This window comes from Oceanobacillus timonensis (genome assembly GCF_900166635.1).
Taxonomy (GTDB): Bacteria; Bacillota; Bacilli; order Bacillales; family Amphibacillaceae; genus Oceanobacillus; species Oceanobacillus timonensis.
Genome location: NZ_LT800497.1, coordinates 489,361 through 512,877, shown reverse-complemented (window position 1 = coordinate 512,877; position 23,517 = coordinate 489,361). Strand labels below are relative to the sequence as shown.

The 23,517-nt window shown below is 42.2% G+C and carries 18 protein-coding genes; 1 reads left to right on the top strand and 17 read right to left on the bottom strand.

Annotated features, from left to right (window positions below; genetic code table 11):
- Window positions 1–194 precede the first annotated feature (194 nt).
- The 17 genes from fsa to B7E05_RS02750 form a co-directional block, all read right to left on the bottom strand.
- Window positions 195–836, bottom strand: a complete 642-nt coding sequence (fsa, locus tag B7E05_RS02830) for a fructose-6-phosphate aldolase (RefSeq protein ID WP_080872331.1) — start codon at window positions 834–836, stop codon at window positions 195–197.
- Window positions 837–1,164: 328 nt separating this feature from the next.
- Window positions 1,165–2,019 (bottom strand): class II fructose-1,6-bisphosphate aldolase, encoded by an 855-nt coding sequence (gene fba, locus B7E05_RS02825; RefSeq protein WP_080872330.1) that lies wholly within the window; start codon window positions 2,017–2,019, stop codon window positions 1,165–1,167.
- A gap of 195 nt (window positions 2,020–2,214) precedes the next feature.
- A complete protein-coding gene (locus B7E05_RS02820; RefSeq protein WP_080872329.1) occupies window positions 2,215–2,580 on the bottom strand; it encodes a response regulator in 366 nt (121 codons plus the stop codon).
- Between the two features lie 163 nt (window positions 2,581–2,743).
- Complete coding sequence (locus B7E05_RS02815) at window positions 2,744–4,351, bottom strand: CTP synthase (protein WP_080872328.1); 1,608 nt, start codon at window positions 4,349–4,351, stop codon at window positions 2,744–2,746.
- Window positions 4,352–4,741: 390 nt separating this feature from the next.
- A complete protein-coding gene (rpoE, locus tag B7E05_RS02810) occupies window positions 4,742–5,257 on the bottom strand; it encodes a DNA-directed RNA polymerase subunit delta (protein WP_080872327.1) in 516 nt (171 codons plus the stop codon).
- A gap of 222 nt (window positions 5,258–5,479) precedes the next feature.
- A complete protein-coding gene (gene icmF, locus B7E05_RS02805) occupies window positions 5,480–8,710 on the bottom strand; it encodes a fused isobutyryl-CoA mutase/GTPase IcmF (protein WP_080872325.1) in 3,231 nt (1,076 codons plus the stop codon).
- A 59-nt stretch (window positions 8,711–8,769) separates the two neighbouring features.
- On the bottom strand, window positions 8,770–9,375 hold the full coding sequence (locus B7E05_RS02800; RefSeq protein ID WP_080872324.1) for a TetR/AcrR family transcriptional regulator: 606 nt from the start codon (window positions 9,373–9,375) through the stop codon (window positions 8,770–8,772).
- 25 nt (window positions 9,376–9,400) lie between these two features.
- Entirely contained in the window at window positions 9,401–10,540 is a 1,140-nt protein-coding gene (locus tag B7E05_RS02795) for an acyl-CoA dehydrogenase (protein ID WP_080872322.1), read from the bottom strand.
- Window positions 10,541–10,542: 2 nt separating this feature from the next.
- Window positions 10,543–11,682, bottom strand: a complete 1,140-nt coding sequence (locus B7E05_RS02790) for an acyl-CoA dehydrogenase (RefSeq protein WP_425435081.1) — start codon at window positions 11,680–11,682, stop codon at window positions 10,543–10,545.
- Between the two features lie 13 nt (window positions 11,683–11,695).
- A complete protein-coding gene (locus B7E05_RS02785; protein ID WP_080872321.1) occupies window positions 11,696–12,553 on the bottom strand; it encodes a 3-hydroxybutyryl-CoA dehydrogenase in 858 nt (285 codons plus the stop codon).
- A gap of 40 nt (window positions 12,554–12,593) precedes the next feature.
- Window positions 12,594–13,781, bottom strand: a complete 1,188-nt coding sequence (locus tag B7E05_RS02780) for an acetyl-CoA C-acetyltransferase (RefSeq protein WP_080872320.1) — start codon at window positions 13,779–13,781, stop codon at window positions 12,594–12,596.
- A gap of 87 nt (window positions 13,782–13,868) precedes the next feature.
- Window positions 13,869–15,977, bottom strand: a complete 2,109-nt coding sequence (locus B7E05_RS02775; RefSeq protein WP_080872318.1) for a (Fe-S)-binding protein — start codon at window positions 15,975–15,977, stop codon at window positions 13,869–13,871.
- 180 nt (window positions 15,978–16,157) lie between these two features.
- Complete coding sequence (locus B7E05_RS02770) at window positions 16,158–17,144, bottom strand: ABC transporter substrate-binding protein (protein WP_080872317.1); 987 nt, start codon at window positions 17,142–17,144, stop codon at window positions 16,158–16,160.
- 17 nt (window positions 17,145–17,161) lie between these two features.
- Window positions 17,162–17,941 carry an ABC transporter permease gene (locus B7E05_RS02765; RefSeq protein ID WP_080872316.1) on the bottom strand — a complete coding sequence of 260 codons (780 nt, stop codon included), beginning with the start codon at window positions 17,939–17,941 and terminating at the stop codon, window positions 17,162–17,164.
- Complete coding sequence (locus tag B7E05_RS02760) at window positions 17,874–18,716, bottom strand: ABC transporter ATP-binding protein (protein WP_080872315.1); 843 nt, start codon at window positions 18,714–18,716, stop codon at window positions 17,874–17,876. The genes B7E05_RS02765 and B7E05_RS02760 overlap by 68 nt, the downstream gene beginning before the upstream one ends.
- A gap of 236 nt (window positions 18,717–18,952) precedes the next feature.
- Window positions 18,953–20,623 carry an arginine--tRNA ligase gene (gene argS / locus B7E05_RS02755; protein WP_080872313.1) on the bottom strand — a complete coding sequence of 557 codons (1,671 nt, stop codon included), beginning with the start codon at window positions 20,621–20,623 and terminating at the stop codon, window positions 18,953–18,955.
- Between the two features lie 176 nt (window positions 20,624–20,799).
- Complete coding sequence (locus B7E05_RS02750) at window positions 20,800–21,231, bottom strand: YwiB family protein (RefSeq protein WP_080872312.1); 432 nt, start codon at window positions 21,229–21,231, stop codon at window positions 20,800–20,802.
- A gap of 200 nt (window positions 21,232–21,431) precedes the next feature.
- Here B7E05_RS02750 and B7E05_RS02745 point away from each other — a divergent pair, with 200 nt between their 5' ends.
- Window positions 21,432–23,453, top strand: coding sequence for a transglycosylase domain-containing protein (locus B7E05_RS02745; protein WP_080872311.1), 2,022 nt, complete (start codon window positions 21,432–21,434; stop codon window positions 23,451–23,453).
- The last annotated feature ends 64 nt before the right edge of the window (window positions 23,454–23,517 follow it).

Genomic DNA, 23,517 nt, shown 5'->3' with positions numbered 1-23,517 from the left:
CCGGGTTTTTCTTCCCTGCTGAATCTCAACTTCTGTTAATCAAGAAATACGGTGACCGTTTCTCCCCCGCAAAATGACTATCTTTTTTATGAATGCGGGGGAAAATGACGGGCACTTATACCATGAAAAAAGCTGGCTCATTTCTAAATGTTAACTCTGCTCTTATTGTCTGTCGTTTTTCCAATTCTATGCAATTATTTTTGATTTTCCCAATCTGACAGGAATTTTTCAATCCCTTGATCTGTTAATGGGTGTTTTACTAATGATGACAGCACATTGAATGGAATCGTTGCAATGTGAGCGCCATTTAATGCAGCATCGGTTACATGAATTGGATGGCGAATGGATGCAGCGATGATTTCTGTCTGGATATGATGGCGATCAAAAATCGCAGCAACATTTGCTATCAATTCCATACCATCTTGTCCGATATCATCCAGTCTTCCTAAGAACGGAGATACATAGGATGCTCCTGCTCTTGCTGCCAATAATGCCTGGTTCGCATTAAAAATCAACGTTACATTTGTTTTAATATTTAATTCACTAAATATTTTAACCGCTTTCAGACCTTCAAGTGTCATCGGTACTTTTACAGTAATATTCGGCGCAATTGCTGCTAATTCTTTTCCTTCTTCAACCATGCCTTCTGCTTCTTCTGAAACAACCTCTGCACTGACAGAACCGGAAACTTCTTCTGTGATTTCACGCAGACGGTCATGAAAAGAAACTCCTTCTTTGGCTACAAGGCTTGGATTCGTTGTCACGCCGGCCAGGATTCCCAGTTTATTTGCCTCTTTAATGTTTTCAAGATTAGCTGTATCGACGAAAAATTTCATGATGATTACCTCCCTGAGATTTTTGTAGTAAAAGCTGCACCCCTGGTACAGCTTTTACTAAATATATCTTTTTTATATCTTTATATATGCTTTTATCATTTCACCTGAAAATATCGGTGAAATCTTCTTAATTATATAAATTGAAATTAAAATTTTACCTTCTGACATTCACTCCGGAAAAACACGACGCTTTCCCACAGGAGTCTCCGTGTTTTTCCTCCGTTGGTTAAGGTGTTTAACCTTGAAATAAATGAATTTCAAATACAAAAGGTAGATTTATTAATTCAATTATATAGCCTTTTTTAACACATATTATTCATAAAATCAATTATGCCTTATTGGAAGAACCAAATTCGCGCATTTTACCGATTACGGTTTCTTTAATAGCTGCGGTTCCTGGTCCTAAATATTTACGTGGATCATATAAATCCGGCTTTTGAGCCAATGTTTCACGAATGGCTTTTGTTTGTGAGATCTGGTTCTCTGTATTCACGTTAATTTTAGCAGTTCCTAAAGAAATTGCTTTTTGAATATCATTTACAGGAATACCAGTACCGCCGTGCAGTACTAATGGTACATCGACTAAATCGAGAATTTCTTTCATTTCCGTGAATCCTAAGTTCGGCTCTCCTTGATATTGACCATGAACAGAACCCAATGCAGGAGCTAAACAATCTACTCCGGCTTCTTTAGCAAGACGCTCACATTCCACTTTATCGGCATAGTTAATCCCACCGATAACGCCGTCTTCTTCTCCACCTACAGTACCAACTTCTGCCTCGACAGATACACCATGGATATGAGCCAGTTCCACTACTTTCTCTGTTACTGCAATATTTTCTTCAATCGGTGAATGCGATCCATCAATCATGACAGAAGTGAATCCTGCATGAATCGCTTCTGCACAGTTTTGGAAGCTGGATCCGTGATCCAAATGAATAGCAACAGGCACTGTTGTCCCATATGAATCCATTAGAGATGTCACCATAGCAACGACGACATTGTAGCCGCCCATATATTTCCCAGCTCCCTCAGAGACACCAAGAATAACTGGTGATTGTTCTTCCTGAGCTGCTTGGAGAATACCTTGGATATATTCCAGGTTATTTATATTAAACTGACCTACTGCATATCCATTTTCTTTCCCTTTTTCGAGCATTTCTTTCATTGATACTAAAGGCATACCGTGTTCCTCCTTCAATTAATCCGCATGAATCTCTGACACAATATTCATTACAATCGACGTTCAAAAAATCCGCAAATGGTAAGCAGGGAAATCATTCGTTCATCTTCTGCTTCTTTTTTTGTTTTTTTGAACACATACTTACAATATAAGAATACCAATTTCATGACTTTATCGCAACAAAGTAACAGCGATTCATTCTGCTTTCTTTAAAATTTCTTCCACGGTATGGCGTAGTTTTACCACATTAAAAGGTTTCGAAATGATTTCTTCGGGTAAGTTTTCTCCCATTTCTTTTTTGGCAACTTCCGGTAACCCGGTAATAACGATAGCTTTTGTATCTATCCGCATTTGTTTCATCTTTTGCATAACTATATTTCCATTGTAAATAGGAATGTGATAATCCAGAACTACTAAATCGCAGGGGGATTCTGATAAATATTCAACCGCTTCTTTTCCGTTCTGCGCAAGAGAAGTAGAGTAACCTGCCGTCTCAAAGACTTCTTGAAGCAACATACGAATTCCTATTTGGTCATCAACAATCAGGATTGATTGATTCATAATCTGCCCTCCGATATAAATAAATTTAAATTTTTGTCTAATGTTTAAAATTCGATAGTATTCATTTAAACTCCTGCTTTAAAATGACAAATCCTTCATTTTCTTCATAGAAGAAAAAAAGAATATTCACCTGCACGACGAATATTCCTTTCCTTTTTTTGATTTATGATTTTTGATTTTCCACTGCAGCTCCAATAAATCCTTTGAACAAACCTTGAGATCTTGTTGGACGGGATGTGAATTCCGGATGAAATTGACATGCAACAAACCAAGGATGATCTTTGATTTCAATGGTTTCAACAAGACGTCCATCCGGGCTTGTACCTGAGAAAATAAGTCCATTATCAGCCATTTGGTCCCGATACACATTATTGAATTCATAACGATGACGGTGTCTCTCTTCAACGACATCCGCTTCGTCATAAGCTGCTTTTGTTTTTGTTCCTTCTGTTAAATGACATGGATACAATCCCAAACGCAACGTGCCTCCCAAGTCTTCAATATCTTTTTGCTCCGGCAGCAGGTCAATAATTGGATATGGTGTTCCAGGATTAATTTCTGCAGAATGCGCGCCTTCCAGACCGACAACATTTCTTGCAAATTCAACAGTTGCCAGCTGCATCCCTAAGCAGATGCCAAAGAATGGAATATTGTTTTCACGGGCGTAACCAATCGCTTGAATTTTCCCATCAATACCACGGTCACCGAATCCACCGGGAACAATAACACCATCTACTTCAGCTAACGCTGCTTTGATTTCTTCTTCAGACAGCTGTTCTGAGTTGATCCAATGCACATTGACGTTGGCATCAAAATCATAGCCAGCGTGTTTTAATGATTCGACAACCGAAAGATAAGCATCTGGAAGTTCAACGTATTTACCAACCAAGCCAATTTCTACTGTCTTAGATAGATTACGAACTCGGTTTATAAGCTCCTTCCAATCACCCATATCTGCATCCTGGCAGTCTAGTCCAAAGTGATCGCAGACAATTTGGTCCATATTTTGTTCTTGTAAAGCAATCGGAACTTGATAAAGTGTATCTGCATCCATCATTTCAATAACGGATTTTTCATTGATGTCACAGAATAAAGCAATCTTTTCTTTCATTTCTTTCGTAATAGCCATTTCGGTACGTAAAACAATCACGTCCGGCTGGATACCAAGAGAACGTAATTCTTTCACACTATGCTGTGTCGGCTTTGTTTTTACTTCACCTGCAGCTTTAATGTAAGGAACAAGTGTACAATGAATGTACATCACGCTATCCCGGCCTACATCACTTTTAATTTGGCGGATAGCTTCCAAAAATGGCAACGATTCGATATCCCCGACAGTTCCGCCAATTTCTGTAATAACCACATCTGCACCAGTGGCCTCTCCGGCACGGAATACCTGGTCTTTAATTTCATTTGTAATATGCGGGATAACCTGTACCGTTCCACCAAGGTAATCGCCGTGACGCTCTTTGCGGATAACGCTGGAGTATACTTTCCCCGTCGTAATATTGCTGTATTTATTCAAGTTAATATCAATAAAGCGTTCATAGTGCCCTAAGTCTAAATCTGTTTCCGCACCATCTTCTGTCACGAATACTTCCCCATGCTGATAAGGACTCATTGTGCCAGGGTCTACGTTGATATACGGATCAAATTTTTGGATGGTTACTTTTAATCCCCGATTTTTTAATAAACGTCCTAATGATGCTGCTGTAATCCCTTTTCCAAGCGATGATACCACGCCGCCAGTTACAAAAATATACTTTGTCACTTGTTCTCATCCTTCTTTCTTTATATTATGTTGTCCATTGATTTATTAGATTGTGTTGATATTATTTTCTGCACAAATCATAAAAGTTATCACACCAAGACAGCTTTCCTGTTATTTGCTTATCTAATAAGAAAAGCGTTTCCCCTCTTATCTCTCAGGGGAAACGCTTTGTGATTATATTCAAAGAGCCCAATAAAAATTCTACTGTTAGTCTATGTAAATGTCAAGCACTGAAATAAAGTAAAACTTCATTCAGCGAGGTACTTTTCATTCCCCGCTGAATGGGAAGGGAGTCCGCGATTACTCGGCTCCACTGGAAATCGTTGTGATGACCAATGGTGTCCGTTTCATCAGGCGAAAAACTCCAACTCCCGCTTTTTTACATGCTCATCATTGACGGTCGTTATCATCATCATAATCTAATTCGTCCAGGTCATCTTTACCGATAACGCCATCTACTTCATCTTCAATTTCTTCCAAGTCCGTATCTTCGGCTTCAGCTTTATCATCATCGAAATCATCCATCAGACCATCAATATCTTCATCTGTAACATCTAAATCCTCATGGATATCTTCTGTTTCTTCCACTGGTGCTTTTTTCTTCTTTTTCTTCCGTTTTTTCGGTTCTTCTGTTATTTCTTCTTCAGCCTGTTCTACCGGATACCAGCTTTTTAATCCCCAGACACCAGAGCCTAAAGTTAAATAACGTCCATCCACATTCATATCTGTATAAAATTGTGCAATCAAATTTTCTTTTTGTTGTTCCGAGAAGTTTTTTAAATCTGCTATTTTAGAAAACAAATCCTGAAAGGGAATTGCTTTATTTTCTTCTTGTAAAATGATAGAACCTAATTCGATCATGGATATCTCGTCGATTTGTTCTTGTGTCATCTCTTTCACGTTCACGTACATGCACTCCTTTTAAAAATATAATCATACTATCTATGCTTACAGTAAGGAAGATATATCTTATTTCGTCACAATAAGTCTATTTTACATTATAAACATATTTAAATGCAATTATCCAGTAAAAGTTTATGATGCATCTGATGCGTGCACAAGTATGGCACTTCTCATTTTCCAAGGAATGTGAGCTTCTATTCCATCGTCTCTGTTAATTCCAGCCTATTACATATTCCGCCGGTATTGTCCGCCGACTTCATACAATGCTTTGGTGATTTCTCCCAGACTTGCATAACGGACCGTGTGTAATAATTCCACGAAGATATTCCCATCTGTTACGGCTGTCTGCTTTAAACGTTTTAAAGCATCCTCAACATGGTCTTGATGCTCGGATTGAAAACGGCGCAGTTCTTTGATTTGATGCATTTTTTCTTCTTCCGTTGCCCGGGCAAGTTCCATGGAATCAATGTCTTCTTCTGATGGCGGATTGGGATTTAAATACGTATTTACCCCGACAATCGGCAGTGCTCCCGAGTGCTTTTTGCCTTCATAATAAAGGGATTCCTCCTGAATTTTCCCGCGCTGGTATTGTCGTTCCATCGCACCCAATACACCGCCGCGGTCGTTCATTTGTTCAAACTCTTGTAAAACGGCTTCCTGCACAAGGTCCGTTAATTCTTCCACAATGAAGGCACCCTGCATCGAATTTTCATTTTTTGCCAGTCCAAATTCTTTATTAATAATCATTTGAATGGCCATCGCCCGACGCACTGATTCTTCTGTCGGTGTCGTGATTGCTTCATCATACGCATTAGTGTGCAAGGAGTTCGTATTATCCTGGATGGCCAATAAAGCCTGCAACGTGGTACGGATATCATTAAAATCAATCTCCTGCGCGTGCAGGGACCGTCCGGAAGTCTGTACATGGTACTTCAACTTTTGACTGCGCGCATTGGCCCCATATTTTTCTTTCATCGTAATGGCCCAAATCCTTCTTGCTATCCTTCCAATCACGGTGTATTCCGGATCTAAACCATTCGAGAAGAAGAAAGACAGATTGGGTGCAAATTTATCAACATCCATTCCCCGGCTTAAATAATATTCTACATAAGTAAACCCATTTGCTAAGGTGAAGGCAAGCTGCGTAATCGGATTCGCTCCTGCTTCGGCAATATGATAACCGGATATCGATACAGAATAATAATTGCGTACTTGATTCTCTATAAAATATGCTTGAATATCCCCCATCATCCGCAGGGCAAATTCGGTGGAAAAAATACATGTATTCTGTCCCTGATCCTCTTTTAAAATATCCGCCTGTACGGTCCCCCTGATAACAGAAACCGTGTCTGTCTGAATTAGATGGCATTCCTCCCTTGTCGGCGGGCGCCCATTTTCTTCTGTGAATCGGTCCACCTGCTGGTCAATGGCTGTATTAAAATACATCGCCAGAATGATTGGTGCCGGTCCATTGATCGTCATGGAAACCGATGTTAATGGATTGGTTAAATCAAAACCGCTATATAGCTTTTTCATATCATCAAGTGTACAAATATTTACACCGCTGTTTCCCACTTTTCCGTAAATATCCGGACGTTCTGCGGGGTCTTCTCCATATAAAGTAACGGAATCAAACGCTGTAGAGAGGCGTTTCGCTTCTTCCCCTTTCGAAAGATAATGAAAGCGGCGATTGGTCCGCTCCGGCGTTCCTTCGCCGGCAAATTGTCTTGTCGGGTCCTCCCCTTTCCGTTTAAAGGGAAATACGCCTGCTGTATAAGGAAAAGAGCCAGGAACATTTTCCCGCATCAACCAGTAGAGACGATCTCCCCAGTCCTGGTATTTAGGCAACATGACTTTGGGAATCTTTAACCCGGATAAAGATTCTGTCGTTAAATCCATTGTAATCGCTTTATCTCTTACTTTAAATGTAAATGTATCGCCGAGATAGCTGTCTTTGAGCTGCTCCCAATTTTCCAATAACTGTCTCGCATCCCCATCTAATTGCTGCTCATAAGCTGTCATAGCCTGTTGTAATGAAGCTGCCACTTCTTCCTTCACTTCCTCCTCCGCTCCTTTTAAACGGTAAAGCTTCGAGGCAATTTCCCGCTGTTTCCCGGCACGCTTATCATAATTCCGAACATAAGAAGCAATTTCCTGTAAATAATGCCTGCGCTCATTGGTGATGATTTGATTTTTCTTTTCAGAAATCACATGACGTGTAAACGGAACCTCTGCTTCCCATTGATAATCCGTATTGATCCGGTCCATCAACGAAGCAAATAATGCATTGGTTCCTTCATCATTAAATTGACTTGCTATCGTACCGAAGACAGGAAATTTGCTTTTATCTTCATGGAATAACATATGGCTGCGCTCATATTGCTTTCGGACTTGATTCAGCGCATCATCCGACCCTTTTTGCTCAAATTTATTAATCACAATAAAATCAGCATAATCGATCATATCTATCTTCTCTAATTGCGTCGGCGCTCCAAACTCCGCTGTCATCACATACATAGATAAATCCGTAATATCTGTAACGGCTGCATCTCCCTGCCCAATTCCGCTCGTCTCGATAATAATCAAATCATAGTCTGATGCACGAACGACATCTATCGCATCCTGAATAGAATCGGAAAGCTCTGTTCCTGAATCTCTGGTAGCAAGCGAACGCATATAGACCCGATCAGAAAAAATAGCATTCATACGGATGCGGTCTCCAAGCAACGCTCCGCCTGTTTTTCGTTTGGATGGGTCGATAGATAGGATAGCTACTTTCCGCTCCGGAATTTCATTCAAAAACCTGCGAATCAATTCATCGGTCAGCGAGCTTTTTCCAGCTCCGCCTGTTCCCGTTATTCCAAGGACTGGCGTTTTCTGTTTTTGCTGTGCAGCGATTTTTTCTAATACTTGTTTCTTCGCTTCTTCCTCTCCATTTTCCATGAGCGTAATGAATTTACCGATTGCTAACCGATTTCCTTCTCTTAACCGTGCAAAATCTTTTTCGATGTCAATCGGCGGCAGAAAATCACATTTTTCCAGCATCCGGTCAATCATCCCCTGCAGACCATACTTCCTCCCATCTTCCGGAGAAAACAGCCAAGCTACGCCGTAATCATGAAGCTCTTTGATTTCACGGGGAAGAATCGTTCCTCCCCCTCCTCCTAATACTTGGATATGTGATGCATCTAGTTTTTTTAATAGGTCAATCATATATTTAAAATATTCCACATGGCCGCCTTGATAAGATGAGATAGCAATTCCCTGCGCATCTTCCTGAATAGCGGCATAGACTACTTCTTCTACCGAACGGTTATGCCCAAGGTGAATCACCTCTGCACCACTGGCTTGCAGAATGCGCCGCATAATATTTATCGAAGCATCATGTCCGTCGAACAGGCTGGATGCGGTTACAAAACGAATTGGATGCTTCCTCGAATAACGTTCTTCTGTCATACTGATCCCCCTCTTTTCGCTCGCTTTCAAAATAACGAATCCCTTTCATCCCCCTATGTTTACAGCCAACAATCCACTTGTTTCATTTGCAGTTCTACATATTCATCAAGGGTGAATTCTTTTTGGATAAGCCAGCGGCGGAAACACCACATATGCCCGCTGACGACAATATGATTGGCCAGAAAATGAATTTCTTTTGAGCTCCGTTTTCCTTTTAAACAAACGTTCAACAACTCTTCCATCATACTGACAACCTTCTTTTCCTGCTCCAGTACAAATTCACGTTTTTCTTTCTTTAAGGATTTCGTCTCTTGATAGAGCATTAAAATTTCCGGCTGTATGGTATCCATGAAATATAGATATTGCCGGATCGCCTGGCGCAGGCTTTCTTTGGTCGGATTTTCTACAGAAATCGTTTCTGTTAACTGGTCGCGCACTTGATCATGTACGAACTCACAAACAAGAAAAAGCACATCCTCTTTCGTTCGGATATATTCATATAATGTACCAATACTGAAGCCGGATTCTTTTGCCATTTCTCTGGTTGTTGTACGGTGGAAGCCTTTCTCTTTAAAAAGCCGCATGGCGCCTTCAATAATTTGATTCCTGCGCCGCATGACGAGCTCCTGGTCTTTGACAGAAGAACGGATCTGCTCTTCACTCATCTCCTAACCTCCTCTTCTAACCATTTTACTTTGTTACCGTCCGGCCAATAACAAGCCGCTGAATTTCATTCGTGCCTTCATAAATCTGCGTAATTTTGGCATCACGCATGTAACGTTCCACCGGATAATCTTTTGTGTACCCATAGCCGCCAAAGATTTGCACTGCTTCTACAGTAATGCGCATGGCTGCGTCGCCTGCAAATAGTTTGGACATCGCTGATGCATTTCCGTAGGGTTTCCCTGCTGACTCCAGCCATGCTGCCTGATAGGTTAATAGACGGGCTGCTTCAATTTCGGTTGCCATGTCTGCCAGTTTAAATGAGATGCCCTGGTTCGCTGCTATCGGCTTGCCAAACTGCTCTCTTTCCTTTGCATAAGCCGCTGCAGCATCTAATGCGCCCTGCGCAATTCCTAAAGCTTGTGCAGCAATGCCATTTCTGCCTCCATCCAGGGTAGTCATAGCAATTTTGAAGCCATCCCCTTCTTTCCCCAGGACGTTGTCAGCTGGAATTCTGCAATTTTCAAAGATTAACTCTGTCGTTGGAGAGGAACGAATGCCAAGCTTTTTTTCTTTTTTACCAAATGTGAATCCTTCTGTTCCTTTTTCAACGATAAATGCAGTGATACCTTTATGTTTCCTGTCCGCATCTGTTTTCGCAAATATGATATAAATATCAGCTACACCGCCATTGGTAATCCATACCTTGCTGCCATTCAATAGATAATCATCGCCATCTTTTTTAGCAGTTGTTTTCATGGAAACAACATCGCTTCCTGCACCCGGCTCTGATAAGGCATAGGCTCCCAATGCTTCTCCTGTTGCAAGGCGCTTAAGGAAATATTGCTTCTGCGCTTCATTTCCATATTTATAAATCGGCCAGCTTGCTAAAGATAAATGTGCAGAAAGGGTCACTCCAGTAGAAGCACAGACACGTGATAATTCCTCTACGGCAATCACATAGCTGAGATAATCTGAGCCAATTCCGCCATATTCTTCCGGCCAGGGAATTCCTGTTAAACCCAATTCTGCCATCTGATTAAAAATCGCTCGATCAAACCGCTCTTCTTCATCTCTTTCTGCCGCTGTCGGTTCTACTTCATTTTCGGCAAAATCCCGAACCATTTTCCGAAGCATTTCCTGCTCTTCCGTTAATTGAAAATCCATCTCTATCTCTCCTTCAAAAGCTCTTTGGATATCACGATATGCTGTATTTCATTGGTTCCTTCATAGATTTCCGTCACTTTTGCGTCTCGAAACAGCCTCTCTACAGGATACTCCTTGGTGTAGCCATAACCGCCGTAAATCTGAACAGCCTCAATCGCATTTTGCATCGCTGTTTTGGTTGCTGTCAGTTTTGCCATAGAAGTTTCCTTGATGCAGGATTGATCCATTTCAATCCGTTTAGCCGCCTGATAGGTTAATAGTTTTGCTGCCTCTACATTCGTTGCCATTTCTGCCAGCTTAAAAGCAATTCCCTGATTTGCCGCAATCGGCTTGCCAAATTGTTCCCTTTCCTTTGCATAAGCAACAGCATAGTCTAAGGCTGCTTCGGCAATGCCAAGTCCTTGCGCGGCAATCCCGATTCTTCCGATATTTAAGTTAGCCATCGCAATTTTAAAGCCTTGCCCTTCTTCCCCAAGTATGTTTTCTTTAGGGACCCGGCATTGCTCAAAGGTCAGTTCCACCGTACTTGAACCTTTTAACCCCATTTTCTTTTCATTTTTTCCAATCATCAGCCCCGGACTGTCTCTTTCGACAATAAAAGCGCTGATTCCATCCCTGTCTTCGCTTGTTCTGGCAAACGTTATAAACGTATCTGCATACTCCCCGTTCGTAATAAACACTTTGGAGCCATTCAATACATACATATCATCTACCAGCTTGGCAGTAGTTTTTAAGCCGCTTGCATCGGAGCCTGAATTCGATTCTGTTAAAGCAAAAGCACCTAAATATTCTCCGGAAGCGAGCTTCGGGATGTACTTCTTTTTCTGATCTTCTGTCCCGAAGTAAAGAATTGGATTCGTGCCGACAGAAGTGTGTACCGATAAAATAACGCCGACGGTTGCGCTGACCTTTGACAATTCATGAATCACCCGGATGTAGGAACTGAAATCCATGCCGGCTCCTCCGTATTCCTCCGGGATGGGGATTCCCATTAAACCGAGTTCCCCCATCTTCTGGATGATTTCTTCCGGAAACCGGTCCTGTTCCTCCATCCGCTCGACTTCTCCGGCAATCTCATCTCGAGCAAAGTCTTGCACCATTTTCACTAACATTTTTTGTTCTTCTGTTTGTGCGGTAATCAATTTGCACACCCCTTTAGACGCTGTATGTGTAAAAGCCTCTGCCTGTCTTCTTCCCAAGTCTCCCTGCTTGCACATACTGTCTCAAGAGCGGACATGGCCGATATTTGCTGTCTCCAAAACCTTCATGAAGAATTTCCATAATCGATAAACACGTATCCAGACCAATAAAATCGGCAAGTTGAAGCGGGCCCATCGGATGATTCATTCCCAGTTTCATAACCTGATCTACATCCTCGATACTGGAAATCCCTTCAAAAACGGTATAAACGGCTTCGTTAATCATTGGCATTAATATCCGATTGGAAACAAAGCCAGGAAAATCTTTCACTTCAACATCCTGCTTCCCTAATGCTTTTGTCAATTCCTGCACTGTTTGATACGTTGCTTCACTCGTTTCCAAGCCCCGGATAATTTCAACCAGCTCCATGACCGGAACAGGGTTCATAAAATGCATGCCGATACATTGTTCTGCTCTATCTGTAACAGCTGCAATTTCCGTAATTGGCAAAGAGGATGTATTTGTCGCAAATACGGTATGTGCTGGTGCGAGTTCATCCAGTTTACGAAACACTTCCTTTTTTACTTCCAGCTTCTCCACCACTGCTTCTATCATAAAATCAGCGGTAATCGGATCGGCTTCCAGATCCACAACAGGCTGCAGACGATTTAACGCCTCCCTTTTTGTATCCGCTTCCATTTTACCTTTCGCCATATCCTTCTCGAATATCTTTTCAATATACTGTCTTTCTCTTTTCAATGCTTCAATATCTGAATCGTATAATTTCACCTGATAACCGGAACGGGCAAAAACGAGTGCAATTCCTGCACCCATTTGCCCGGCTCCAATAACCATTACTTCTTTTATAGTCATGATAATACGCTCCTTTTCAAGGTTGTTTCATCATACCCAATCAGTTGGCCGGTACTTCAATCAACATAGCGTCCCCTTGACCGCCGCCGCTGCAAATTGCTGCAATGCCTTTTCCACCGCCGCGGCGTTTTAATTCATGAATCAATGTTAAGATAATGCGATTACCGCTTGCGCCAATCGGGTGACCCAGCGCCACTGCGCCTCCATTGACATTGATTTTTTCCTCATCAATATCTGCAATTTGTCCGCTTGCCAGCGCAACCACCGCAAAGGCTTCATTGATTTCATAAAGATCGATTTCTTCTTTGGATACACCTGTTTTTTCTAACAGACGATTGATGACTAACCCCGGTGTTTGCGGAAAGTCTTTTGCTTCCACTGCTACTTCCGCGTGACCTAAAATTGTTGCCAGCGGGGTTTTATTTAATTCCCTCGCTTTTTCATCGGACATCACAACAACGGCACTTGCGCCATCGTTCACACCTGGCGCATTTCCTGCTGTAATGGTGCCGTCTTTATCAAATGCAGGCTTCAGTGCAGCCAGTTTCTCAACCGTCGTTCCTTTCCTCGGTGTTTCATCATCGCTGACAACCATCGGATCCCCTTTACGTACCGGAATTTCTACAGGAACAATTTCATCCGCAAACTTTCCTGATTCAATCGCATCTACCGCCAGCTGCTGACTCCGGGCCGCCCATTCATCTTGACGTTCCCGTGTTACTTCAAAGGAAGCAGCGGTATCATTTCCATAGCTCCCCATGTGGTTGCCTGTAAAGGTGCAGGTAAGCCCGTCATGAATCATTAAATCTTTTACCGTTTTATCGCCCATCCGGTTTCCCCATCTGGCATCCGGCAAGAAATATGGCGCGTTACTCATGCTTTCCATTCCGCCAGCTACAATGACATCTTCTTCCCCTAAACGAATCAATTGATCTGCTAACGTCACACTGCGCAATCCAGAAGCACAAACTTTATTAATCGTTTCTGTTTTTACTTCCCAGGGAAGACCAGCTTCTACAGCTGCCTGCCTGGATGGGATTTGCCCCTGTCCGCCCTGCAAGACGCTCCCCATAATCACTTCATCGATATCTGCGCCAGCAAGATCAGCCCGCTCTAATGCTGCCTTGATAGCTTTTGCTCCCAGGTTTACTGCTGTTAATGGGGTTAATGCACCTCCGAATTTTCCAAAAGGGGTACGTGCGCCTGATACAATCACTGATTTTCTCATAAGTATTCGCCTCCTTTAGGCTTTGAACGAGCGTTCGTTCAATGAACAGCAGAACGTATAGAGAGGTATCCAGCCCTCTCTATACGTTTATGCCGTTTTTTCCTCATTTTGTTCCAAAACAGATAACGCCAGAATCTCAGCAACATCCATTGTCCCAATATCCTCTTCCACTTCTTTTGCTTTTGTTCCGTCACTCAGCATCGTTAAACAATATGGACATGCGCTGGAAATCATTGATGGCTGCACTTGCATGGCCTGCTCGGTACGTGTCACATTAATCCGGTTTCCTGTTGTTTCTTCCGTCCACATTAAGCCGCCGCCTGCACCACAGCACATCCCATTTTCACGGCTGCGATCCATTTCCACCAGTTCCAGACCTGGAATAGCCTTCAAAATTTCCCTTGGCGGATCGTAAACGCCATTATATCTTCCTAAATAACAGGAATCATGGTAGGTCAATCTTTCATTGATTGCTTTTTGCGGCTGCAGTTTCCCTGACATAACAAGGTCATACAGCAGTTGTGTATGATGATATACCTCTGCTTCAAAACCAAAATCAGGATATTCATTCTTAAATATATTGTACGCGTGCGGGTCAATCGTGACAATTTTCGTGACGTCATTCTTTGTAAATTGCTTGATGTTTTTCTCAGCAATTTCCTGGAACAAAAATTCATTTCCAATCCGTCTGGCTGTATCGCCAGAATTCGCTTCGGTATTTCCTAAAATGGCAAAGCTGACGCCAGCCTGGTTCATTAATTTCGCAAAGCTGCGTGCAATTTTCTGACTGCGGCTGTCAAAGGATCCCATGGAGCTGACCCAGAATAAATACTCAAAGGATTTATCCTCCTTCTTCAGCTCTTTCACTGTCGGAATATAAGCCGATTCATCCTCATCACGCCATTTGATCCGGTCCTTCTTCGATAATCCCCATGGATTGCCCTGACGTTCAATATTCATGACAGCACGTTGAATTTCAGAATCCATTTTTCCCTCGGTCATCACCAAATAACGCCGCATATCGATAATCGTACCGACATGTTCATTATTGACAGGACAAGCATCCTCACAGTTTCGGCACGTTGTACATCCTGCTAATTCTTCTTCGGTAATAACATCACCAATCAAACTCATGCTTTGCACCGACGCAGCTGCTTCCTTATTTGCAGAAGCTTGGTTGCCAGCAGTTCCGGAAAAGGCATAGGAAGGGACCCAAGCGGATTTTCCAGTAACCGCTGCGCCTTTTTCGGTTAAATGATCCCGAACCTTAATCATAATATCCATCGGCGAAAGCATTTTTCCTGTTCCAGATGCCGGGCAAACATCCGTACAGCGACCACATTCCACACAAGCATAGAAATCGACCATTTGATGCTGCTTGAAATCTTCTACTTTTCCGACGCCAAAAGCGATTTCTTCTTCCCTTTCTTCGTCCATCTCTTCTAAATCAAAATCAATCTTTTCTAATTTACCAGGTACTTTCTTCGTCAAGAATACATTAATCGGTGCAGCAATTAAGTGCGCGTGTTTGGACTGCGGCACATACACTAAGAAAGTAAGCAACGTTATCGTATGTACCCACCAGGCAATATAGAATAAGACCATGGCTGTATTCGCAGAAGCCCAGCCGAATAATCCGGCAACAACGCTGGCAACCGGCTCTGTCCATGTGAGTTCATGTCCCTGCCAAACAAGAGCCATTCCATTTCCAAACAACACAGAAACCATCAATGTTCCGATAAAAATAAGGACAAGCCCTGCTTTCAGGCCTCTTTTCAATCGGACGAGCTTCTCCATGTAACGGCGGTAAAAAGCCCATACTACAGCCACCAGAATCATTAATGTCACAAGTTCTTGAAAAAAGACAAAACCAGGATAAAACATCCCAAATGGTAAATGATTCCCCGGTGAGAGCCCTTTGATAAACATATCAATCGCTCCAAATTGCACCAGGATAAAGCCATAAAACATCATGACGTGAATCGTACCGGATTTTTTATCTTTTAACAGCTTGGATTGCCCAAATACATTTTTTATAATGCGCTGGATTCTTAACTTTATCTCGCCATCAAACTCTGATTTTTTACCAAGTCTGATATAAGCAACCCGTGTTGCAATCACTTTCGCAAACAGGAACAGCGCATAGATTGTTACGACTAAAAATGCAATCCAATTAATCATCAGAAATGTATCCAAGACGTTTTCCCCCTCTTTATATATTATAGTATAAATTGATAGCGTTTTCATGTGTGTGTAAAAAATAATTCTATCTCTACTTTAAACATGAATGAACATTCAGTCAACCTGTTTGGAGAAAATAATACCCATTTTTAAAAAGAACCCTCAACATCCAGTCAAGCGTTCTTTTTTACTATACTATTCTTCTAACGCAGCTTCCAAAAACGTCTGATTAACTAACCCTTCGATATCGTCTGATTGCATATACCCAGCTTCATAACTGATGGTCGCCATTTCTTGCAGCACTTCCTCATTGATTTCATACGTCGGGTTGAGACGGTTACTTGCTTCCAGTGTCTCTTCATAATCGAGCTCGTTACCTGTCGTTTCTTCGATATGATTCACAAACAATTCAACTGCTTCTTCCTGATTTTCTTCAATAAATTCAACCGCTCGAGCGTGAGCGCGCAAATAGGCCTGCGTTAAATCCTCATTGCCTTCTGTGAATGATTTACGGGCAGTAACAACGGTTGTCGTTGATTCTGTTCCCCATGCAAATTCTTCTTCATCAAGAAGAATGTCGGCATCTACCTGATTTTCTAAATATACACCCCAAGGTTCTTGAGTGGCCGCAGCATCGACATCGCCCTGCAAGAACAGCGTTGATGTATCAGCAGGTGCTTGCGGTACCATACTTACTGTTCCCCCCTCGTCTTCCACTGCCAGGCCAACCTCATCTAATGTTGCTCGTAACATGATATCCTGTGTGGAACCGATGGTAGGAATTGCTACACGCGTTCCATCCAGATCTTCGACACTTTCAATACCTGAATCTTCACGTGTTGCAAGGACAGCTCCACCATTCACAGCTCCAGCAATAATCTCATGCTCTGGGTTTCTTAAATAGGTTGTTGTCGCCGGAGACGGGCCAACGGTGCCAATGTCAATATCTTCTGTGGACATAGCCTCCATAAAGGCACTGCCATCCGGGAACGTAGATGTTTCAATGTTGACATCTTCCCCAAGCTCTTCTTCAAAATAACCATTTTCTAAGGCAACCACTGTGGTGATATGTGTGAAGTTTGGAAAATACCCAATGTGTATTTCATCTGCACTTTCTTCGGATCCGCAACCTGCAATCCCCAATAACAGTAATATACCTAAACCAACAAATCGTTTTTTCATATTTTTCATCCTCCCCATCAAGTTCCAATTCCCCATTTTCTTGCGACGGACCGCTCCATTCTAAGAAATACCTGGTTATCCATAATCGTACCGATCACACCTATCACAATCATAATAGAGAGTACAAGGTCCATCGATTGCAAAGAGCGTCCCATATCTAAAAGGTACCCCAGACCACCATCACTACCGAGCAGCTCTCCAGCCATAATCGCTCTCCAGGCGAAGGCCCAGGCAACACGAAGACCGGAAATGATATGCGGTACAGATGCCGGGAGAATCACGGTTCGTACAAGGTGAACTCCTGATGATCCCAGTGTCCGTGCTGCATTTAAATAAATATTGGGAACATTTTTAAATCCCGTGCTCGCATTCACTGTCATCGTCCATGTCGCGCCAATGGTGACAATAAATAAAATGGCTATATTCCCAAGTCCAAACCAGACGATAGCCAGCGGGAACCAGACAATACTCGGGATTGACTGCAAAGCAGTTACAAAAAAACCAAGTGTGTCATCCACCCATTTATAACGGGCAATTAAAAAACCAAAAATAAGACCTAAAACTACTGCTATGGAAAAGCCAAGCAATAGCCTTCCCAGTGTCATTCCCGTGGCTCCAAGTATTTGTCCCGAGATCAGACCATTCACTAATGTACTTAATACAGTGACTCCACCTGGGTCATTCGGAATCAATAACGGCGGAAACATAAAAGTAGGGAATAGATTGGACTTAGATATGATCTCCCATATAGTCACGATCACGATCACGAATATCACTCGTCTTAAGGCGGTAATCATCTCCGAACTCCTCCTTCAACACTTTCTCCATCTCTTCTTCCAATTCGCTCATCACACGTTTCTCCAAGTCTACAATCACACTGTCAGAAGGGTTTCGAGGTCGTGCCGCCTGTACTCTGAATGATTTTTTGATTGCTCCTGGTCTCGTACTCATAAGCAATACCCGTTCCGAAAGCGTGAGTGCTTCACGGATATTATGGGTAATAAACAAAATAGTTTTTCCCGTTTTCTGCCAAATTTCCTGAAGTTCCTGGTGCAAAATAATCCGTGTTTGTTCATCGAGAGCTGCAAATGGTTCATCCATTAAAAGAACATCTGGATCCATCACCAGAGCACGCGCAATAGCAACGCGCTGCTTCATGCCTCCAGATAACTCATGAGGGAACGCCTGCGCAAAATTACCGAGATGTACCATCCGAAGCCCTTCCATTGCTTTTTCTTCAGCTTCTTTTTTGCTCATTTTTTTCAAAAGCAGTCCATATGTAACGTTATCCATCACGTTCATCCATGGAAATAAACCACCCTGCTGAAAAACAACGACACGATCTGTGCCCGGCCCTTTCACCTTTTTATCATTCACATACACTTCTCCGGATGTTGGACTGTCCAAACCAGCAATTAAATTCAAAATGGTGGACTTTCCGCAGCCGGAAGGTCCAAGCAAAGAAACAAATTCGCCTGCTTCAATCTTGAGATCGATATCATCCAGTACATGGAGCGAATCATTTTTTCCTTTGGGAAAGCTTTTATTTACCTGCTCCAAATTTACTTTCATAGGGAACCTCCCCTTCTATTTAAATTAATTACAACTAAACTTATAAGGATTATATAGTATATGAGGTAGAGCGTCAAGGGTGCGTAAAATTCTGTAAATTAGAGAAAAAGAAAATATAAAAATGAATATATTCAGGGTTGGACAGAGGGCGCAGCTATATAAAAAGATGGAAAGCACGAAAAAAACCTGCAGAGAAAGCTGATTTCTCTGCAGGTTTTTTCGATTCTTTTTCTATATTACATTTTTACAGGAGCGTCTACACCTAAAATATCCAGCCCATTTGCCAATGTTTGACGCACTGCTTTCATCAAAGCAATTCGAGCTCCTGTACGCGGAAGATCATCTGCATCCAACACTTTCTCTGCATTGTAGAAGCTGTGCAGGGTCGTCGCCAAGTCGAATACATACTGTGTGACTTTATGCGGCATCTGTTTATCTGCCGCTTCTGCAATCACCTGCGGTAGCTCTCCTACTTTTTTAAGCAGGTCCAGTTCCTTTTCCGCTGTCAGTAAGGACGCATCAAAAACATCGTCTGTTGCAAAGCCTCTGCTTTTCGCCTGTTCAAGCATCGTGCAGATACGTGCGTGCGCATACTGCACATAATAAACCGGATTATCATTCGATTGTGATTTCGCAAGGTCCATATCGAAATCTAACTGAGAATCATTCGAACGCGCTACGAAATAATAACGGACAGCGTCAATGCCTACTTCATCCATCAACTCTCTTAAGGATACGGCTTTACCGGTACGTTTACTCATTTTCACTTTTTCGCCGCCTTCAAACAGATTCACCATTTGAATAATTTTCACGGAAAATTTATCAACTGGATATCCTAAAGCCTCGAGAGCAGCACGCATTCTCGGGATATATCCATGGTGATCCGCGCCCCAGACGTTAATAATTTGATCAAATCCGCGGTCTAATTTATTTTTATGATAGGCAATATCTGGTGTTAAATACGTATATGCTCCGTCCTGCTTGATAAGTACGCGATCCTTATCATCACCAAAGGCCGTCGTCTTAAACCATAGTGCACCGTCTTTTTCATACGTATAGCCGCCATCTTCCAGGACTTGCAGAGCATCGCCAATCTGATTGTTTTCATAAAGAGAACGCTCCGAAAACCAGCTGTCAAATGCCACGCGAAAATCTTTTAAATCATTTTCAATATTACGCAAAGAAGCCTTTAAACCATATTCTTTAAAGTAATCCAGGCGCTTTTCATGCGTTTCCTCTGTCCAGACGCTTCCTTCTTCTTTCACAAGCTTTTTAGCGATGTCAATAATAGCCTGTCCATGATAGCCGTCTTTCGGCATATCGACAGACTGTCCTACTTCCTGCAGATAACGCGCTTCTACCGATAAGCCCAGGTTATTAATCTGATTTCCGGCATCGTTGATATAATATTCTCTTTCCACTTCATAACCGGCAGCTGCAAAAAGATTACATAAGACATCTCCAAAAGCAGCATTTCGAGCATGGCCTAAGTGCAGGTCACCGGTCGGGTTAACAGAAACAAATTCCACTTGTACTTTTTCGCCGTTACCGTCGCGGGAAGTTCCGTAAGCATCTCCTGCTTGCAGTACTGTTTCAATCACTTCTCCCAGGAAATCCTGCTTCATATAGAAATTAATAAAACCTGGTCCGGCAATATCGACTGTTTCCACAGATGCTGCCTGCTTATCTAATTTTGCTGTAATATCATCCGCAATCTGGCGCGGGGCTTTTTTTGCAATCCGTGCCAGCTGCATGGCAATATTGGTGGCAAAGTCGCCGTGTGCTTTATCTTTTGGTTTTTCTAAAATAATTGACGGGATCGTATCCTCTGTCGCAAGTCCTGCAGCAAGCACCGCTGTATGAATTTGCTGCTTTAGTGTCTCTTCTGTTTGTGCTAATACGTTCATTATGTTATTTCCTCCTTGTTTATTTCAATCCACACAGGTAGTTTAAGGAACATGGAATATAGGCTGATTACTCTTATGTCAGAAAGAGGTACCACCCTTCCTGCCACGGAGTTACTTCTTGGCAATTCCTCCACGCATATGCGCTTCGCACTCCTTGAAGGTGGGAAAATCCTTGCTTATTTTGTTGAAAATTGCAGCCGGAGCTTATGTTTGCGCTCCATTTGGCCATTTATGATCATCGTATATTTTATCTCAAGCACACGCGGCATAGTATCTTCTTGAAATGTGATGGATTCCGAATAAGTTTCCATATGCATATTCCCATGCATATGCTGATAGATATTTTCCGTTTTTTGGCCTGATTGAAATTGCTGATTCATTCGGATAGCTCCTGTACGCTTGATAGAAACACGTTCTGGACGAATCATCACGACATTTTGAATCGTTCCTGCTTCTTCCATCATTTCCTCATATTTGAGAACATCGATATTACCTTTTTTCGTCCATTCTCCTGTAAAGGATTGTTCCTGCGTTTCCTGCTCACCTGAGTCCACATCATAAATCGATGTCTCAAGCTTTATATTGACTGGTTCCGATTGCTGTGACATAAGTACTCCTTTAATGATTCATTCCATTTTATAATTATAGTCTACTTATTATATCTATAAAACACCCTGATAAGCAATACTCTTGCTGCCTAAAAACTTATACGTTTATAAAAGCCTTTCTTTTTCCATAATAAATAAAGAGAAGAAAGCTCCAGTAACATCATTTTGACAAGACATATTTATTTTGGAGAAGATAAAGGATGAAATCATTAAAAGAGATGCGTCTAATCTATAAAATCATCGGCGGTATCATTTTGTTGATTATTGCCGGCATTTTAGCTATTTATTTATTAGCCTATCTCATGGGTCCCCCAAACCTCAGCAATCAATCTCCTGCAGTCTATTATGACCGGGAAGGCGAAGTAATAGAAGATACGTTTGGGGATTCTTATGAATGGGTTTCTTTAGAAGATATCGATGCTTCGGCGATTCAAGCAACGATGGTCATTGAAGATAATCGATTTTTTGATCATAACGGACTGGATTTCTTTCGTATTGCGAAATCACTATGGAATAATTTTGTTACCGGCTCTTTAAAAGAGGGAGCCAGTACCATTACCCAGCAATACGCCAGGAATCTTTATTTATCTGCAGAGAAAACATGGTCTCGTAAACTGCAAGAAGCTTTCTATGCGATTCGTTTGGAAATGTTTTATTCCAAGGAAGAAATTTTGGAAGGATATATGAATACCATTTATTACGGACATGGGGCTCACGGTATTGAAGCAGCGAGCAACTATTTTTTTGGAAAACCTGCTTACCAGTTATCTTTGGCAGAAGCGAGTATGCTGGCAGGAATTCCAAAGGGGCCAACCTATTATTCGCCGCTTAATCATTTAGAAAATGCCACGGACAGGCAGCATCTCATTCTCAGGCGAATGCTTGAAAATGAACTGATTACGGAGGCAGAATATACAGAGGCAATAAATGAAGCATTATCGTATCAGCAGGAAGAACCAGTTGAAGATGAAGCATCCTTTTTTAAGGAAGAAGCGTTAAAAGAAGCAGCGGCCATTTTGGATAAGGATGTAGAAGAAATAAAGCTTGGCGGTTATCAATTGCATACGACGTTGAATAGCGATTACCAGCAAGAGATGGAACTTGCAGCTTCCGAGACCATCGATGAAGAAAGTGATTTGGAAGCAGCCGGTATTTCCATTGTTCCACAGACCGGTGAAATTGCAGCGATGCTGGGCGGTACGGATTATAAAGAGAGCAGTTACAACCGGGCTATGGACGCTAAACGGATGCCCGGGTCAACTTTCAAGCCCATTTTATATTATGCTGCCTTGGAAAACGGTTATACAGCCAGCACGACGTTAACCAGTGAAGCAACGACTTTTGAACTTGCAGATGGTTCTACTTATAAGCCGAGCAATTTCAACGGTTATTATGCAGATGCGCCCATTACCCTTGCTGAAGCTATTGCTTTATCGGATAATATTTATGCTGTGAAAACGGCCCTTTATGTTGGTGGAGAGCGATTTTTAAAAACAGCTGAAAAATTTGGGATCGAAAGTGATTTACAGAATGTCCCTTCTCTGGCGCTCGGGACTTCTTCTGTTTCCGTCATGGAGCTTACCAACGCTTATGCCCGACTTGCGAACGGCGGAAAAGCAGTCACACCATATCTTATTGAAAAAATTACGGATGCTGATGGAAAAACGCTTTACACGCATGCAAAGCAAGAAGGAGAATCCGTCCTGGACGAAAAGAAAGCTTTTATACTGACCCAGCTTCTCACCGGTATGTTTGATGAAACATTAAACAACTATACCAGTGTAACCGGGGCCAGTCTGCAAAGTCAGCTGACGGATATTTATGCCGGCAAATCCGGCACAACAGATTTTGACAGCTGGATGATGGGCTACAGCCCAGTTGTATCTACCGGAATCTGGGTCGGATATGATGATCACCGGGAAATGACAAATGTATCCGAAACTGCTTTTTCGAAAGAAATATGGGCAAAGTACATGGAAAATATTGACGAAGACGGCAAAAATGTTTTCCCAATGCCTTCCGGGGTGGTCGGCCTTCCTATCGACCCAGTCAGTGGTTTACGAGCAGACACCAACTGTGAAAAAAGCAGGATTATGTTTTATGAAAAAGGAACGGAGCCGCTTGGGTACTGCCATAATGGAGATATTGACCAGCGGGACGAGGATATAGAAGATACCGAAGATCCAGGGATTCTGGAAAAGTGGTTTGATTCATTATTTTAGCTGGGCAAAAAAGCGGTCCGTATCGACCAATTCGATACGGACCGCTTTTTTGTCCTAGTAAACA